Source organism: Streptomyces sp. NPDC093018 (genome assembly GCF_040684035.1).
GTDB classification, from domain to species: domain Bacteria; phylum Actinomycetota; class Actinomycetes; order Streptomycetales; family Streptomycetaceae; genus Streptomyces; species Streptomyces murinus.
Window position 1 is genome coordinate 141,027 of sequence record NZ_JBFBFF010000004.1, and the last position, 15,317, is coordinate 156,343.

Annotated in this window: 14 protein-coding genes; 4 read left to right on the forward strand and 10 right to left on the reverse strand. The window is 71.0% G+C overall.

All coding sequences use genetic code 11. From position 1 onward, the window contains the following. Nucleotides 1-52 precede the first annotated feature (52 nt). The 6 genes from AB0N90_RS11205 to AB0N90_RS11230 form a co-directional block, all read right to left on the reverse strand. Nucleotides 53-1,822 carry an IucA/IucC family siderophore biosynthesis protein gene (locus AB0N90_RS11205; protein WP_365195037.1) on the reverse strand — a complete coding sequence of 590 codons (1,770 nt, stop codon included), beginning with the start codon at nt 1,820-1,822 and terminating at the stop codon, nt 53-55. Continuing rightward, nucleotides 1,819-2,352: a GNAT family N-acetyltransferase gene (locus AB0N90_RS11210; protein ID WP_365195039.1), complete on the reverse strand. Its 534-nt coding sequence runs from the start codon at nt 2,350-2,352 to the stop codon at nt 1,819-1,821. Before AB0N90_RS11210 ends, AB0N90_RS11205 begins: the two co-directional genes overlap by 4 nt. Continuing rightward, nucleotides 2,349-3,632, reverse strand: coding sequence for a lysine N(6)-hydroxylase/L-ornithine N(5)-oxygenase family protein (locus AB0N90_RS11215; protein ID WP_365195042.1), 1,284 nt, complete (start codon nt 3,630-3,632; stop codon nt 2,349-2,351). The genes AB0N90_RS11210 and AB0N90_RS11215 overlap by 4 nt, the downstream gene beginning before the upstream one ends. Beyond that, a complete protein-coding gene (desA, locus tag AB0N90_RS11220; protein WP_365195044.1) occupies nt 3,616-5,058 on the reverse strand; it encodes a lysine decarboxylase DesA in 1,443 nt (480 codons plus the stop codon). The genes AB0N90_RS11215 and desA overlap by 17 nt, the downstream gene beginning before the upstream one ends. A 148-nt stretch (nt 5,059-5,206) precedes the next feature. Continuing rightward, the gene (locus AB0N90_RS11225; RefSeq protein WP_365195047.1) at nt 5,207-6,052 is read right to left on the reverse strand and encodes a siderophore-interacting protein; all 846 of its coding nucleotides are present in this window, start codon (nt 6,050-6,052) and stop codon (nt 5,207-5,209) included. A gap of 32 nt (nt 6,053-6,084) precedes the next feature. Next, the gene (locus AB0N90_RS11230; protein ID WP_361668427.1) at nt 6,085-7,131 is read right to left on the reverse strand and encodes an ABC transporter substrate-binding protein; all 1,047 of its coding nucleotides are present in this window, start codon (nt 7,129-7,131) and stop codon (nt 6,085-6,087) included. A gap of 300 nt (nt 7,132-7,431) precedes the next feature. On the opposite strand from AB0N90_RS11230, the gene AB0N90_RS11235 reads away from it, so the two are divergent. Together AB0N90_RS11235 and AB0N90_RS11240 are read left to right on the forward strand one after the other, a co-directional pair. Continuing rightward, on the forward strand, nt 7,432-7,812 hold the full coding sequence (locus AB0N90_RS11235; protein WP_365195049.1) for a hypothetical protein: 381 nt from the start codon (nt 7,432-7,434) through the stop codon (nt 7,810-7,812). 255 nt (nt 7,813-8,067) lie between these two features. Beyond that, the gene (locus AB0N90_RS11240) at nt 8,068-8,256 is read left to right on the forward strand and encodes a hypothetical protein (protein ID WP_365195051.1); all 189 of its coding nucleotides are present in this window, start codon (nt 8,068-8,070) and stop codon (nt 8,254-8,256) included. A gap of 73 nt (nt 8,257-8,329) precedes the next feature. Here AB0N90_RS11240 and AB0N90_RS11245 read toward each other — a convergent pair whose 3' ends face one another. From AB0N90_RS11245 to AB0N90_RS11260, 4 genes are read right to left on the reverse strand one after another with little or no spacing between them, the layout of a single operon-like run. Next, nucleotides 8,330-9,490 (reverse strand): acyl-CoA dehydrogenase family protein, encoded by a 1,161-nt coding sequence (locus AB0N90_RS11245; protein ID WP_365195054.1) that lies wholly within the window; start codon nt 9,488-9,490, stop codon nt 8,330-8,332. Nucleotides 9,491-9,495: 5 nt separating this feature from the next. Next, nucleotides 9,496-10,419: a hydroxymethylglutaryl-CoA lyase gene (locus AB0N90_RS11250; protein ID WP_365195781.1), complete on the reverse strand. Its 924-nt coding sequence runs from the start codon at nt 10,417-10,419 to the stop codon at nt 9,496-9,498. 17 nt (nt 10,420-10,436) lie between these two features. Beyond that, on the reverse strand, nt 10,437-12,350 hold the full coding sequence (locus AB0N90_RS11255; RefSeq protein ID WP_365195057.1) for a biotin carboxylase N-terminal domain-containing protein: 1,914 nt from the start codon (nt 12,348-12,350) through the stop codon (nt 10,437-10,439). Nucleotides 12,351-12,361: 11 nt separating this feature from the next. Beyond that, a complete protein-coding gene (locus AB0N90_RS11260) occupies nt 12,362-13,978 on the reverse strand; it encodes a carboxyl transferase domain-containing protein (protein ID WP_365195059.1) in 1,617 nt (538 codons plus the stop codon). A gap of 97 nt (nt 13,979-14,075) precedes the next feature. On the opposite strand from AB0N90_RS11260, the gene AB0N90_RS11265 reads away from it, so the two are divergent. Then, nucleotides 14,076-14,669: a TetR/AcrR family transcriptional regulator gene (locus AB0N90_RS11265; RefSeq protein ID WP_365195061.1), complete on the forward strand. Its 594-nt coding sequence runs from the start codon at nt 14,076-14,078 to the stop codon at nt 14,667-14,669. Nucleotides 14,670-14,691: 22 nt separating this feature from the next. Beyond that, nucleotides 14,692-15,267 (forward strand): Uma2 family endonuclease, encoded by a 576-nt coding sequence (locus tag AB0N90_RS11270; RefSeq protein ID WP_365195062.1) that lies wholly within the window; start codon nt 14,692-14,694, stop codon nt 15,265-15,267. Nucleotides 15,268-15,317: the final 50 nt, after the last annotated feature.

Sequence of the window (15,317 nt, forward strand, 5' to 3'; positions counted from 1 at the left end):
CGGGCGCCCCGGAGGACCGTACTCCGGGGCGCCCGTCCGTCGGTGTCCGCCGTCAGCGACCGGCCAGCGGATTGCGCAGCGTGCCCACCAGCTGGAGCGCCCCGGAGGGATCCGAGAGGTCCACCATCTGCCGGTTGTCGCGCAGCTGGAGCCGGTTGAGGCAGGACAGCGCGAACTCGGGCGCGAAGAGGTCGTACTGCGCGAACCGGTCGGCGAGCTGGGGGTTCGCCTCCTGGTACTCGCGGGAGATCTCCGCGACCGTCCCCCAGAACTCGTCCTCGGTGAGGACGCCCTCGGCGGCGAGGTTCGCGGCGAGGAAGCGGAAGAAGCAGTCGAAGACGTCGGTGAAGATCGACAGCAGCTTCTGGTCCTCGGGGATGTCGGCCCGGATCCGGGCGACCTCCGGCGGCAGCACGGCGTCCGGGTCCATCACCACGATCTCCTCGGCGATGTCCTTGTAGACGGCCCGCTGCACGACCCCGTCCCGCAGCACCAGGATGGTGTTCTCGCCGTGCGGCATGAACGCCAGGTCGTAGGCGTAGAGGCTGTGCAGCAGCGGGGTGTAGTACGCCCGCAGGTACCGGCGCAGCCACTCGGCGGGCGCGAGCCCCGACCGCTCGATCAGGACGGCCGCGAAGGACGCGCCCTCGTGGTCGACATGGAGCAGGGAGGCCATGGTGGCGAGCGTCTCGCCGTCCGCGAGGGAGGGCACCGGGCTCTCCCGCCACAGCGCGGCCAGCATCTTGCGGTAGGGGGAGTAGCGGTCGGTGGCCTGCTCGTACTCCAGATGCCGGTAGCCGACGGCGGCCCGCTCGCGGATGATCGTCAGACCGCTGCCCTTGAGCACCGGGTCGTTCTCGATCAGCTGGGCGAGCCAGTCGTTGATGGCGGGGGTGGCCTCCATGTAGGCGGCCGAAAGACCGCGCATGAAGCCCATGTTGAGGACGGACAGGGCCGTCTTCACATAGTGCTTGTGCGGGGCGCTGGTGTTGAAGAAGGTCCGGATGGACTGCTGGGCGAGGTATTCGTCGTCGCCCTCGCCGAGCGGCACGAGATGCCTGCGGGCCACTTCCGCCGCGAAGGTGACGGACAGCTTGTTCCACCACTGCCAGGGGTGGACGGGGATGAGGAGGTAGTCGGCCGGGTCGAGGCCCTGGGCGGTCAGCGTCCGCCCGAACCGCTCGACGGTCTCCTCGCCCAACTCGGCCCGGACGAAGCCCTCGTACTCGATGCCGGTGCCCGCGGTGAAGGCGGCGCGGGAGCGGTGCGCGGCCAGCCACACCAGCCGGACCGGGTGCGCGGTCTCCGGGGCGTACGACAGGTACTCGTGGACCCCGAAGCCGAGCCGCCCGTTGTTCGCGACGAAGCAGGGGTGGCCCTCGGTCATCCCGGTCTCGATCGCCTGGAAGCCGCTCGACGCCAGCTCGGCCGAGGTGAGCTGGTGCTTGGCGAGCTTGTAGCAGGTGCCGGAGAGGGTGGAGGAGATCTCCTCCAGGTACACGGGCAGGATGGCGTCGCTCAGACCCAGCGACTCCTTCAGCTCGATGAAGAAGTCCAGTGCGGCGAGCGGGAGTTCGGCGCCGTCGCGGTGCCGGGTGATCGAGCCGGCGTCGACCTCCCAGTGGTCGAGGGCGCGGCGCACGGCGGTGAACCGGTAGGCGGTGAGCCCGTCGTCGCTGCGGACGGCATAGCCCTCGCCGTCCGCCTCGGGGGTGATCAGGCGCTCGTGCGCGAACTCGGCGAGCGCCTTGCGGATCAGCAGCCGGTTGGCCTGCGCCCAGCGCTCGGGGGACAGATGGGCCACGGACTCGGCGGGGGTCATGCGGACACCGCCTTGGTGAACTGCTCGCGGGTGCAGAAGCTCAGCAGGGCTTCCTTCTCCGGCTTCTGTATCTCGCGCTCGGCCACGAAGCCGACGGCCGTGTTCAGCGCGTGCACCGCCTTGTTGCGGACATCCGGCTCCACGACGACGCGCTCCACGGCCGGGTCCTCGAAGAGGTGGGCCATGACGGCGGTGATGACGGCCTTGGTGAACCCGTGCTCGGGGGTGTCGGTCGCGGGGGTCAGGAAGTGCATCCCGACATCGCCCGGCTGCGGCTCGTAGAGGCCGACCAGTTCCCGGTGGACGGGGTCGTACCGCTCCACCAGGAAGGCGGGGGCGCCGTCCCGGAGCCCGAGCAGTGCCTGCTGGTGCTCGTCGGCGGCTATCTCCATGTACGCCCGCTCTATGTCCTCCAGTTTCGCGTCCTGCATCATCCAGAAGGCGGCCTTCGGGTGGGTGATCCAGGAGTGCAGCAGCTCGGCGTCCGCGAGCGGGTCGACGGGCCGGAAGGTGAAGGTCAGGTCGGTCATACGGCGAACTCCTGGAAGGCGATGGACTTCTCGACCGGGTAGTACTCGCTGCCGAGCACCTCGCGGATGATGCTCGCGTTGCGGTAGGGGCCCATGCCCAGGTCGGGGCTGGTGATGCTGTGGGTGTGGACGCCGGCGTTCTGCAGGAAGACACCGCGCCCGGTGACGTCGATGGCGTAGTTGCGGGCGACGTCGAAGCGGCCGTGGCCGTCGAAGCGCAGCCGCTCGCGCAGCGGGGCGAGGAAGGCCGGGGGCGCGTAGTGGTAGCCGGTGGCCAGCACCAGGCCCTCGGTGCGGATCTCGAAGTCCTTGCCCTGCTCGTCCTGGCGGAAGCCGAGGGTGTACGCCCCGTCCTCGTGACGGGCGCTGTGCAGCGAGGAGTTGGTGAGCAGCCGGGTGGGCACCGGCCGGTCCCCGCTCGTCACGTTCTTCTGGTAGAGCAGGTCGAAGATCGCGTCGATGAGTTCCGAGTTGATGCCCTTGAACAGACCCTTCTGCTGCTTCTCCAGCCGGTAGCGGGTCTCCTCGGGCAGCGCGCGGAAGTAGTCGATGTAGTCCGGGGAGGTCATCTCCAGGGTCAGCTTGGTGTACTCCAGCGGGAAGAACCGCGGGGAGCGGGTGACCCAGTTGAGCTGGTAGCCGTGGACGTCGATCTCGGACAGCAGCTCGTAGTAGATCTCGGCCGCGCTCTGCCCGCTGCCGACGACCGTGATGGACTTCTTTCCCTGCAGCTCTTCCTTGCGGTGCATGTACTGGGAGGTGTGCAGGAGGTCCCCGCCCAAATCCCGGCAGGACTCGGGGAGGTAGGGCACCGTGCCCGTGCCGAGCACGAGGTGCCGGGCGCGGATCGTGTCACCGGCCTCGGTCCGCACCACGTACAGATCGTCCTCGTACGACACCTCGGTGACGGTGGTGCCGAAGCGGACGCAGCTCAGCTTGCCGGCGGCCCAGCGGCAGTAGTCGTCGTACTCCACCCGCAGCGGGTAGAAGTTCTCCCGGATGTAGAAGGAGTACAGCCGGCCCTTCTCCTTCAGGTAGTTGAGGAAGGAGTACGGCGAGGTGGGGTCGGCGAGGGTGACCAGGTCCGACATGAACGGGGTCTGGAGGTGGGCGCCGTCCAGGAACATCCCGGCGTGCCACTCGAAGTCGGGCTTCGACTCCAGGAAGACGGCGTCCAGTTCGGCGATCGGCTCGCTCAGGCAGGCGAGGCCGAGGTTGAAGGGGCCGAGCCCGATCCCCACGAGGTCGTGGATGCGGCTGGATTCAGGAAGCGCGGTCAAGGGACTCTCCCAGGTACTGCTCGGCGTGGCCGGCGATGAGATCGAGGACGGCGGCGATGTCGGACGGCGTCGTCTCGGGGTTGAGCAGGGTGAACTTCAGGTAGTGGCGGCCGCCCACCTTGGTGCCCGCGACCACGGCGTCGCCGGAGGCGAACAGGGCTTTGCGGGCATGGAGGTTGGCGCGGTCGATCTCGGCCGGGTCGGTGACGGCGGCCGGTATGTAGCGGAAGACGAGGGTGGACAGGGACGGCTCGACCACGACGTCGTAGCGCGGGTCGGCGGCGAGCAGATGCCAGCCCTGGACGGCCAGGTCGCAGACCTCGTCGAAGAGTTCACCGATGCCGTCGGCGCCCATGACGCGCAGCGTCAGCCACAGCTTGAGGGCGTCGAAGCGGCGGGTGGTCTGGAGGGACTTGTCGACCTGGTTGGGGATGCGCTCGTGCACCGCCCGGCGCGGGTTGAGGTACTCCGCGTGATAGGTGGCGTGCCGCAGCGTGGCCCCGTCGCGCACCAGCACGGCGGACGAACTCACCGGCTGGAAGAAGGACTTGTGGTAGTCCACGGTGACCGAGTCGGCGCGCTCGATGCCGTCGATGCGGTGCCGGTACTTGCGCGAGGCGAGCAGCCCGCAGCCGTAGGCCGCGTCCACATGCATCCAGGCGCCGTGGCGGTCGCACAGCTCGGCGATCTCGGGCAGCGGGTCGATGGAGCCGAAGTCGGTGGTCCCGGCGGTGGCGACGACCGCCATGGGCACCAGGCCCTCGGCGCGGCAACGCTCCAGCTCACGGGCCAGCGCGACGGTTTGCATCCGCTTGTCGCGGTCGACGGGGACGGTGACGACCGCGTCGGGGCCGAGCCCGAGCAGTTTCGCCGACTTCTGCACGCTGAAGTGGCCGGCCTCGGAGGCGAAGATCCGCAGTTTCGCGGAGTCCTCGCTCTTGGCCTCCTCGCGGGCCAGCAGCAGCGCCTGGAGGTTGGACTGGCTGCCGCCGGAGGTGAACACGCCGTCGGCGGCGGGGCCGAGGCCGATCCGCGCGGTCGTCCAGTCGATCAGCTTGCGCTCGATGAGCGTGCCGCCGGCCGACTGGTCCCAGGTGTCCAGCGAGGAGTTGACCGCGGAGAGCACTGCCTCGCCGAGCAGGGCCGGGATGACGACCGGGCAGTTGAGGTGGGCGAGGTAGCGCGGGTGGTGGAAGTAGACCGCGTCCTTCAGATAGACGTCCTCCAGCTCGTCGAGGACGGCGGCGGTGTCGCCGAGCGGGCGGTCGAGGTCGATGGCGTCGACGCGGGGGGACAGTTCGTCCGCGGTGACGCCGGTGAACGGGCGCTCGGTGGCGGCGAGTTTGGCCGCCACCCGCTCGACTCCTTCGGTCACGGAACGGCGGTAGTGCTCCGCGGTAAGGCCATTGAGCAGGTGGGAGCGCATGGGGGGTCCTCCGGGGGGAAGTCCGTGGGGGATGGAACTTAGGTTAGCCTAACCTAAGTTCTTTGGGTCGAGGCACACGTGTGCCCAAGGGTGGGGGGAAGGGGGCAAAGGGGCGGAAGTGGGCGGGGCGAGGGTGAGGCGGGGGCGGCTATTCGCCGGTCGCCCGGAGCTGTTCCTCGGTCAGTCCGCGCCGCCAGTACCCGACGAAGGTCACCCTGCGCCGGTCGACCCCGCGGTCTCTGACGAAGTGCCGCCGCAGCGCCTTCACCTGCCCGGACTCGCCGGAGATCCAGACGTACGGGTGTGCCGTGTCGGGGAGTTGAGCGCTCTGGAGGGCGGCGAGCGGTTCGGGGGCGCCCTCGCCGCGCACCAGCCAGGTGATCTCCGCGTCGGCGTCCGTGCGCACGTCCTGGATGTCACCGGCGTGCGGCACCTGGAGCCAGGCGCGCACCCGGGTGCCCGCCGGGAGGGATTCGAGGATCGCGGTCGCGGCGGGTACGGCGGTCTCGTCGCCCCACATCACCACGAGGTCGGTGTCCGCGGGCGGGCGGAACCGGATGGCCCGGTTGTCGGCGAGCACCGGCCCGAGGACCAGTACCCGGTCGCCGGGGACGGCCCGCGCGGCCCACTGGGAGGCGGGCCCCGCGGGGGCGGCGGCGCCGGGTTCGACCCCGTGCAGGGCGAAGTCGATGTCGATCTCGTCCGGCTCGCGCCGCAGCTCCCGCAGGGTGTACGAGCGCATCACGGCCCGTACGTCCTCCGGGAGTTCGCGGTACTCCTGCCACCACGCCTCTCCCAGGTCGAGCGGCACGACGGGCTCCGTCTGCCCGGGGTGCGGCAGGAACAGGGAGAGGGACTGATCGCGTCCGTCGGAGTGGAAGCCCTTCAGCTCGGCCCCGTCGAAGGTGACCCGCACCAGGGAGGGCCCGAGCCGTCGGGTGCGTGCGACCTGGAGGGAGAACAGCGTGAAGGGTTCGACGGCGGCCGTGGCCATGGGGGCTCCTGTCGGAAGGGGTGGGGGCTGCTCTAGCTGACCTTCTTCGCCTTCTCCAGAGCCTCCGCGAGGCTCGTCAGCAGCGGGACGCACTTGTCGTACGACAGGATCGGCTCGGGGGAGCGGCCGATGACCTGTCCCGCCTTGACCGCCGGCAGCTTCTTCCAGGTCGGCTTGGTGATGTCCTTGGGCTGGATCGCCGAGGAGCGGTCGTCCATCATGATGATGTCGGCCTGGTACTTGTCGACGTTCTCCCAGCTCAGCGACTCGTACCAGCCGCCGCCCTGCTTCTTCGCGCTCTCCGGCGGCTCCACGAAGTTCACGCCGAGGGCCTTGAAGTACTCCAGGTCGATGGACAGGTGCGTGCCCGAGACGTAGAAGAGCTGGTCGCTCGCGCTGCCGGCCATCACCTTGAGGTGCGGCTTGGCCTTGGCGGCGGCCCGCAGCCGGGCGGCGGCCGCCTCGAACCGCTTCTTCGCGTCGGTGACCTTGGCGGCCTTCATGTCCGCGCCGAGCGACTCGGCGAGGTCCCACATCCGCTGGAGCGGCTGGGTGAGCTGACGGTCGTACACGGAGATGCCGACGCTGGGCGCGAGTTCGGCGATCTGCTTGGTGGACTGCTCGGGGACGTACCAGAGGGTGCCGGCGTCGTCGAACATCGTGGTGATCAGCACGTCGGGGGCGAGGGCGGCGTACTTCTCGACGTTGAACTGGCCCCAGGCGTTGCCGAGGACGGTCACCTTGCTGACGTCCATGTCGCCGGCCTGGACGTCGGGCTTGCCGCCCGTGGTCGTGGTCGGGCCGAAGACGCCCTTGACCTGGACGCCGTAGTCGTAGAGCGCGGCGCCGACGCCGGTGAAGGCGACGATGTTCGCGGGGACCTTGTCGAGCTTCACGGTCTTGCCGCGGTCGTCCTTGAACGACCAGGGACCCGACTTCGCCGCGGTCGACCCGCTGCCGCCGTCCTTGGCTTTGCCCTTGTCGTCCCCGCAGGCCGCGAGCGCGACGCCGAGCCCTACGGCGCCGCCCGCGGCGAGCAGGCCGCGGCGGGAGAGGTGGATGGCACGGGCATGGGACATGGAGAGGACCGCTTTCGAACGGGGCGCAGCGCCCGCCGGACAAGTGCGAGGCTTAGGTTAGCCTAACCTTTCCCTCCGTCCAGGGGGTGGTACGGGTTCCCGCAGGCGGGTGCTCCACGCGGCGCGGAACGCCTTTGCCGTCGATCGCTCAACTGCGTTGACTGTGGGGGGTGCTCGGGAGAGGCGGGGTTCATGGGAGTGGCCGGGGGCGGGAGGCTCTACGCGTATCGGGTGCGGGGGGCCGGGCGCAGTGGGGTGGTGCTCTGGGTCGGGGGGCGGGGGGACGAGCTCGATCGGGTGGTGGCGGTGGGGGAGGGCGGGCGCCGTCGGGTGCCGGTGTTCGCGACGGGGCGGCAGGCGCGGGTGTTCGCGGGGCGGCAGGGCTGGAGGGTGGCCGCGTCCGGGGTCGGGACGCTGGAACTCGTCCGGGTGCAGCGCTGGCTGGCGGACCCGGTGCGTCGGCGGGTGCCCGCGGGGGCGGTGCTGGAGGCGTGGAACTTCTTCGAGGACCTGGCGCGCGGGCTCGGTGAGGGTCATCGGCTGCCCCGGCAGGGCGCGGTGCATGACGGTGCGTACGAGAAGTTGTTCGTGGGGGAGTGCGGCGACTGGACCCCCGACGAGCGGCGCGCGGTACGGGAGTGGGTCGCGGCGGGGGTCGAGCTGTGGGAGTCCGCGCCCTGACGGCGGGCCCGGCCGGAGTCCTCGCCGCGCGGGCGTCGCTCTGGCCTGCGTGCCGGGTGGGGCGCGGCAGGGGGGGTGTGCTGCTGACCGCGTCCGTGTTCGCGGGGACCGCCGCCGCGGGCACGGCGAATACGGACGCCGACGCCCACAAGCCGTACGTATGCGCCGGTGGCCGCAACCTGCTGAACGACTGCGGTCACCCAGACCGTCGTCGGCGACCCCGAGACCGTCACGCCGCTCCTCGGGTCCGTCACCGTGACGGCGACCTGCCCGGCGGGTACTCAGCTGCTCAGCGGCGGGTACGCGCTGTCGTCCGACCTGATCCAGGTCACCGCCTCGAAGGCCGATGACACGAACCCCGGCCAGCGGGACGTGACGGCCACCGGTCCGACCGGGCTGCTGCCCGGCACGGTCACGGCGTACGCGTACTGCACCACGCCGTAACCGGCCCGTGGCACAGGAAAGCGAGGGGGCGTGCCCACGTGGACACGCCCCCTCGACCGCTGCCCCGGCAGGCTCAGCCCGCCAGCCCCAACTCCCGTGCGATCAGCATCCGCTGCACCTCGCTCGTGCCCTCGCCGATCTCCAGGATCTTGGAGTCGCGCCACATACGGGCCACCGGGTACTCGTTCATGAAGCCGTAGCCGCCGTGGACCTGGGTGGCCTCGCGGGCGTTGTCGACGGCGATCGTGGAGGAGTACAGCTTCGCCATCGCCGCCTCCTTCTTGAAGGGCTCACCTGCGACCAGCCGGTAGGCCGCGTCACGCCAGGCGAGCCGCGCCGTGTACGCCTTCATCTCCATGTCGGCGATCTTGAACTGGATCGCCTGGTTGGCGCCGATCGGCCGGCCGAAGGCGTGCCGCTCCTTGGCGTACTTCACCGACTCGTCCACACAGCCCTGCGCCAGACCCGTCGCCAGCGCGGCGATGGCGATGCGGCCCTCGTCCAGGATGCGCAGGAACTGGGCGTAGCCCCGGCCCTCCTGGCCGACCAGGTTGGCGGCGGGCACGCGGACGTCCACGAAGGAGAGTTCACGGGTGTCCGAGGCGTTCCAGCCCACCTTGGAGTACGGCGCCGCGACCGTGAAGCCCGGGGTGCCGGACGGCACGAGGATCGAGGAGATCAGCGGCTTGCCGTCGGGCTTGCGGCCGGTGACCGCGGTGACCGTGACCAGCCCGGTGATGTCCGTACCCGAGTTGGTGATGAAGCACTTGGAGCCGTTGATCACCCATTCGTCGGTGTCGGGGTCCAGGCGGGCCGTCGTACGGGTGCCGCCCGCGTCCGAGCCGCAGTCCGGCTCGGTCAGACCGAAGCCGCCGAGCATCTCGCCCGAGCACAGCCGGGGCAGCCACTCGCGCTTCTGCTCCTCGGTGCCGAAGAGGTAAATGGGCATCGCGCCGAGCGAGACACCGGCCTCCAGGGTGATCGCCACCGAGGAGTCCACCCGGGCCAGCTCCTCCAGGGCGATGCCGAGCGCCAGGTAGTTGCCGCCCATGCCGCCGTACTCCTCCGGGAACGGCAGCCCGAACAGACCCATCCGGCCCATCTCGCGGACGATCTCGTACGGGAACTCGTGCCGCTCGTAGAAGTCGCCGATCTTCGGCGCCACGACATCGTGCGCGAACTCCTCCACCGTACGGCGGAGTTCCTCCAGCTCGGGGCTGAGGCGGTGGTCCATGCTGATCACTGGTCCTTGTGGGAGAGAGCGCGGACGGTGCGCGAGGGGCTGGGCCGGTCCAGATGGGCGGCCATCCACACGCTGGTGGCGGTCAGCCGGCCGAGGTCGACGCCGGTCTCGATGCCGAGGCCGTGCAGCATCCAGACCAGGTCCTCGGTGGCGAGGTTGCCGGTGGCGGACTTGGCGTACGGGCAGCCGCCGAGCCCGCCGGCGGACGCGTCGACCGTCGTCACGCCGTGCTCCAGGGCCGCGTAGGTGTTCGCGAGCGCCTGGCCGTAGGTGTCGTGGAAGTGCACGCCGATCTCGTTGGTCGGCACGCCCTCCTCGTTGAGCAAATTCAGGAGTTCCTGGACATGTCCGGGGGTGGCCACGCCGATGGTGTCGCCGAGGCTCAGCTCGTCGCAGCCCATGTTCCGCAGCGCGGTGCAGACGCGGGCCACCTGATGCAGCGGGACCGCGCCTTCCCACGGGTCGCCGAAGCACATGGAGACATAGCCGCGCACCCACGCGCCCGCGTCCTTGGCCCCGCGCACCACCGGCTCGAACACCGCGAGGGACTCGTCCACCGTGCGGTTGAGGTTGGCCTTGGCGAAGGACTCGGTGGCGCTGGCGAACACCGCGATCCGGTCGGCGCCGAGGGCCAGCGCCCGCTCCAGGCCGCGCTGGTTGGGCACCAGGACCGGCAGCTCCACCCCGGGCAGCTCGCGGACCCGTGGGAACAGCTCCTCCGCGTCGGCGAGTTGGGGCACCCACTTGGGGTGCACGAAGCTCGTCGCCTCGATCGTGGTCAGGCCCGCCTCGGCGAGGCGGCGGATGAACTCCGCCTTCACCTCGGTCGGTACGGCACCCTTCTCGTTCTGCAGCCCGTCGCGCGCGCCGACCTCGTGGATCCGCACCCGGGCGGGCAGGTCCGAGGCCGGTACGACCATGGGCAGCCGCTCGGCGCTCACTCCGTCTCCTCCTTCGGCGCGATGACGGCCAGCACCTGGTCCATGGCGACCGTGCTGCCCGGCGTGACGTCCAGCTCGGCGACGGTGCCCGCGTGCGGGGCGGAGACGACGTGCTCCATCTTCATCGCCTCCACCACCAGCAGGCTCTGCCCGGCGGCCACTTCGTCCCCGACGGCGACCTTGACGACGGTCACGGTGCCGGGCATCGGGGCGGTCAGCGAGTCGGCGCCCGCGTGCGCCGCCTGAGACAGCGAGTCGGCCACCGGGTCGTGGTCGCGCACCTGCCAGGCGTCGCCGTCCCGGCCGAGCCAGTCACCGGCGCGGCGGAAGGTGTGCCGCAGCCCGTCGAGGGTGACCGCGACCGTGTCGCCGGTGACGGTGGCGGTGCCGCGCGGGGTGTACGTCACCGGGTCCTGGGCCTTCAGATGGAAGGCGGGCGGCTTCGGGGTGCCGCCGAGCCGCCAGCCGTTCGGCACCGAGAAGGGGTCGGTCCAGCCCTCGCCGGTGGGCTTCAGCGCCTCCAGTCGTACGGCCGCCGCCGCCTCGTACACCTCCTCCGGTACGTCCGTGGTGACCAGGTCGTCCACGGCCCGCTCCACCAGGCCGGTGTCCAGCTCGCCCGCCACCACGGCCGGATGGCCGAGCAGCCGGCGCAGGAAGCCCGCGTTCGTCTGCACGCCCAGCGTGACCGTCCCCGCGAGCGCCGCCCGGAGCCTGCGCAGCGCGGTCGCGCGGTCGGGGCCGTACGCGATCACCTTGGAGAGCATCGGGTCGTACAGGCTGCCGACCTCGGTGCCCTCGCTGAGCCCGGAGTCGGTGCGCACGCCGTCGCCCCCCGGCTCGTCCAGCAGCAGGACGGTGCCGCCGGAGGGCAGGAAGCCGCGGGCCGGGTCCTCGGCGCAGATACGGGCCTCGACGGCGTGCCCGGTCAGCGTCACGTCGTCCTGGGCGAAGCCCAGCGGCTCGCCCGCGGCCACCCGCAGCTGCCACTCGACCAGGTCGAGGCCGGTCACCAGCTCGGTGACGGGGTGCTCGACCTGGAGCCGGGTGTTCATCTCCATGAAGTAGTACTGGGAGGGGTCGCCGCCCGGCACGATGAACTCCACGGTGCCCGCGCCGCGGTAGCCGCAGGAGCGGGCCGCCTGCACGGCCGCCTCGCCCATCGCCGCGCGCGTGGCCTCGTCCAGGAGGACGCTGGGCGCCTCCTCGATGATCTTCTGGTGGCGCCGCTGCAGCGAGCACTCGCGCTCGCCGAGGTGCACGACATTGCCGTGGCCGTCGGCCAGCACCTGGATCTCGATGTGCCGGGGGCGGTCGATCCACCGCTCCACCAGCAGGGTGTCGTCGCCGAAGGAGACGCGGGCCTCGCGGCGGGCGGCGGCGATCTCCTCGTCCAGGACGGCGAGGTCCCGCACCAGGCGCATGCCCTTGCCGCCACCGCCGGCCGACGGCTTCAGCAGCACCGGCGGGCCCAAGGTGCGGGCGGCCTCGGCGAGTTCGGGGTCACGGCCGCCGGGGACCACCGGCACTCCGGCGGCCGCCACCGTCTCCTTGGCGCGGATCTTGTCGCCCATCAGCGCGATGGCGTCGGCCGAGGGGCCGATGAAGACCAGGCCCGCCTCCTCGCAGGCCCGCGCGAAGGCGGCGTTCTCGGCGAGGAAGCCGTAGCCCGGGTGGACGGCCTGCGCGCCGGTGCGGGCCGCGGCCTCCAGCAGCCGCTCCACCGACAGATAGCTCTCGGCCGCGGGCGGCGGGCCGATCCGGACCGCCGTGTCGGCCTCCCGGACGTGCCGCGCTCCCGCGTCGGCGTCGGAGAAGACCGCCACCGAGCGCACGCCCAGCTCGCGGAGCGTACGGATGACGCGTACCGCGATCTCGCCCCGGTTGGCGACCAGCACTGTGTCGAACACGATTCCCCTCCTCACATCCGGAAGACGCCGAACTGGGGCTCTCCCAGTGGCGCGTTGGCGCAGGCCGTCAGGGCGAGTCCGAGCACCTGACGGGTCTCCATCGGGTCGATCACGCCGTCGTCCCACAGCCGGGCGGTCGCGTAGTAGGCGTTGCCCTGGGTCTCGTACTGCGCGCGGATCGGCGCCTTGAACGTCTCCTCGTCCTCGGCGGACCAGCTCTCGCCGCGGCCCTCCAGCTGGTCGCGCTTGACCGTGGCGAGGACGCTGGCGGCCTGCTCGCCGCCCATGACGGAGATCTTGGCGTTGGGCCACATCCACAGGAAGCGGGGGGAGTAGGCCCGGCCGCACATCGAGTAGTTGCCCGCGCCGTACGAACCGCCGACCACGACCGTCAGCTTGGGCACCCGGGTGCAGGCCACCGCGGTCACCATCTTGGCGCCGTGCTTGGCGATGCCGCCCGCCTCGTAGTCCTTGCCGACCATGAAGCCGGAGATGTTCTGGAGGAACACCAGCGGGATGCCGCGCTGGTCGCACAGCTCGATGAAGTGCGCGCCCTTCTGCGCGGACTCGGCGAACAGGATGCCGTTGTTGGCGACGATCCCGACCGGGTGCCCGTGGATGCGCGCGAAACCGGTGATCAGCGTCTGGCCGTACTCGCTCTTGAACTCGGCGAACCGGGAGCCGTCGACCACGCGGGCGATGATCTCCCGGACGTCGTACGGCGTACGGGAGTCGACCGGCACCGCGCCGTACAGCCCGGCCGGGTCCACCTTCGGCTCGATCGCCGCGGTGACCTCCCAGGGCGGCGACTGCCGGGCCGGGAGGGTGGCGACGATGTTCCGGACGATGCGCAGGGCGTGCGCGTCGTCCTCCGCGAGGTGGTCGGTGACGCCGGAGATCCGGGAGTGGACCTCGCCGCCGCCCAGCTCCTCCGCCGTGACCACCTCACCGGTGGCCGCCTTCACCAGCGGGGGGCCGCCCAGGAAGATGGTGCCCTGATTGCGGACGATGACCGCTTCGTCGCTCATCGCCGGGACGTACGCGCCGCCCGCCGTGCAGGAGCCGAGGACGGCCGCGATCTGCGGGATGCCCGCGCCGGACATCCGGGCCTGGTTGTAGAAGATCCGCCCGAAGTGCTCGCGGTCCGGGAAGACCTCGTCCTGCATCGGCAGGAAGGCGCCGCCCGAGTCGACCAGGTAGACGCAGGGCAGCCGGTTGTCGAGGGCCACCTCCTGGGCGCGCAGATGCTTCTTCACCGTCATCGGGTAGTACGTGCCGCCCTTGACGGTCGCGTCATTGGCGACGATCACGCACTCGCGCCCGCTGACCCGGCCGATCCCGGCGATCACACCGGCGGCCGGCGCCTGCCCTTCGTACAGCCCGTCGGCCGCGAGCGGGGCCAGCTCCAGGAACGGTGAGCCCGGATCGAGGAGTGTGTCGACCCTGTCCCTCGGCAGCAGCTTGCCGCGCGCGGTGTGCCGGGCCCGCGCCCGCTCCCCGCCGCCGAGCGCCGCCGCGGCGAGCTTGCCGCGCAGCTCCTCGACCAGCGCGAGATGGGCCCCTTCATTGGCCCGCCAGGCCTCCGACGCGGGCTCGGCCGCGCTCCGGAGTTCCGGTGCCTCCTGCATCCTGCGGTCCCCTCACCCGGTGCTCGAACCGGTTAATGAGCGTTAACCATTTCCTTCAGGTTAACGACCGCTAACCGTGCTGTCTAGAATCGTCTTCATGGCCAGAACCGACGCCCCGACCCGCCGCGAGCAGATCCTCAAGGAGGCCGCCCGCCTCTTCGCCGAGCGCGGCTTCCACGGCGTCGGCGTGGACGAGATAGGAGCGGCCGTCGGCATCAGCGGCCCCGGCCTCTACCGGCACTTCCCCGGCAAGGACGCGATGCTCGCCGAGCTCCTGGTCGGCATCAGCGGCCAGCTGCTCACCGGGGCCAGGCGGCGGCTCGCGGAGGCCGACGGGGACGCCTGCGCCACCGCGGTCCTGGACTCCCTGATCGAGGGCCATATCGACTTCGCCCTGGACGACCGGCCGCTGATCACCCTGCACGACCGCGAGCTGGACCGGCTGCGCGACAGCGACCGCAAGCTGGTGCGCCAGCTCCAGCGGCAGTACGTCGAGCTGTGGGTGGGCGTGGTCCGCGAGGTCTACCCGGCGCTGACCGAGCCGACCGCCCGCTCCGCCGTCCACTCGGTCTTCGGCCTCCTCAACTCCACCCCCCACCTGGGCCGCGCGGGCACCCTCCCCGGCCGGGGGGCGATGTCGGCGCTGCTGCACCGGATGGCGCGGGGGGCGTTCGCGGCGGCGGGAGAGTGACGTGGGCCACTAGGATCGGGTCATGGAGTACGCGAAGATGCGCGCGATCGCCGAGGAGCTGGGTGCCTACGCGGAGCGGCTCGAAGGGGCCTGGAGCGTGGAGATCGGACCGTCGGGCCCGATACTGGCCATGATGCGCCCGTCGAAGCGGCACGCGGGCACGGTCCACCGCATCTGCATGCAGCTGGACGAGCAGCTCCGCACCACACATCCCGGCCACATCTGCGCGAGCGGGCCGGAGATCGAGCACCCGGCGATCGGCCGCATGCGGCTTCCCGACGCGATGGTCATCCCCGAGGCGGTCCTGGACGAGGAGGGCCTCGCCGTCGACGCGACCCAGGTCCTCGCCGTGGTGGAGATCGTCTCCCCCTCCAACCCCACCAACGACTACATCGAGAAGCTGGCCGACTACCCCGCCATGGGCATCGCGCACTACCTGATCGTGGACCCCCGCACCGGCACCATCGAGGTCCACTCCGACCCGTGCAAGGGCCGCTACATGCGCAAGGACTCGTACATCTACGGCGACTCCGTACCCTTCGGGCCCTGGAGCGTGGACACCTCCGCCTTCCGGCGCTACGGCAAAGCGGGCAACTGACCGGAGTGCCACCGGATCCGTGGCGCACCTCACCCTGGACGCCCTCCCTA

What these genes read in the sequence shown, in the direction of transcription:
- AB0N90_RS11205 (WP_365195037.1), bottom strand. Translation starts at nt 1,822, where the DNA reads ATGACCCCCGCCGAGTCCGTGGCCCATCTGTCCCCCGAGCGCTGGGCG.
- AB0N90_RS11210 (WP_365195039.1), bottom strand. Translation starts at nt 2,352, where the DNA reads ATGACCGACCTGACCTTCACCTTCCGGCCCGTCGACCCGCTCGCGGAC.
- desA (WP_365195044.1), bottom strand. Translation starts at nt 5,058, where the DNA reads ATGCGCTCCCACCTGCTCAATGGCCTTACCGCGGAGCACTACCGCCGT.
- AB0N90_RS11225 (WP_365195047.1), bottom strand. Translation starts at nt 6,052, where the DNA reads ATGGCCACGGCCGCCGTCGAACCCTTCACGCTGTTCTCCCTCCAGGTC.
- AB0N90_RS11230 (WP_361668427.1), bottom strand. Translation starts at nt 7,131, where the DNA reads ATGTCCCATGCCCGTGCCATCCACCTCTCCCGCCGCGGCCTGCTCGCC.
- AB0N90_RS11245 (WP_365195054.1), bottom strand. Translation starts at nt 9,490, where the DNA reads ATGGACCACCGCCTCAGCCCCGAGCTGGAGGAACTCCGCCGTACGGTG.
- AB0N90_RS11250 (WP_365195781.1), bottom strand. Translation starts at nt 10,419, where the DNA reads ATGGTCGTACCGGCCTCGGACCTGCCCGCCCGGGTGCGGATCCACGAG.
- AB0N90_RS11260 (WP_365195059.1), bottom strand. Translation starts at nt 13,978, where the DNA reads ATGCAGGAGGCACCGGAACTCCGGAGCGCGGCCGAGCCCGCGTCGGAG.
- AB0N90_RS11265 (WP_365195061.1), top strand. Translation starts at nt 14,076, where the DNA reads ATGGCCAGAACCGACGCCCCGACCCGCCGCGAGCAGATCCTCAAGGAG.
- AB0N90_RS11270 (WP_365195062.1), top strand. Translation starts at nt 14,692, where the DNA reads ATGGAGTACGCGAAGATGCGCGCGATCGCCGAGGAGCTGGGTGCCTAC.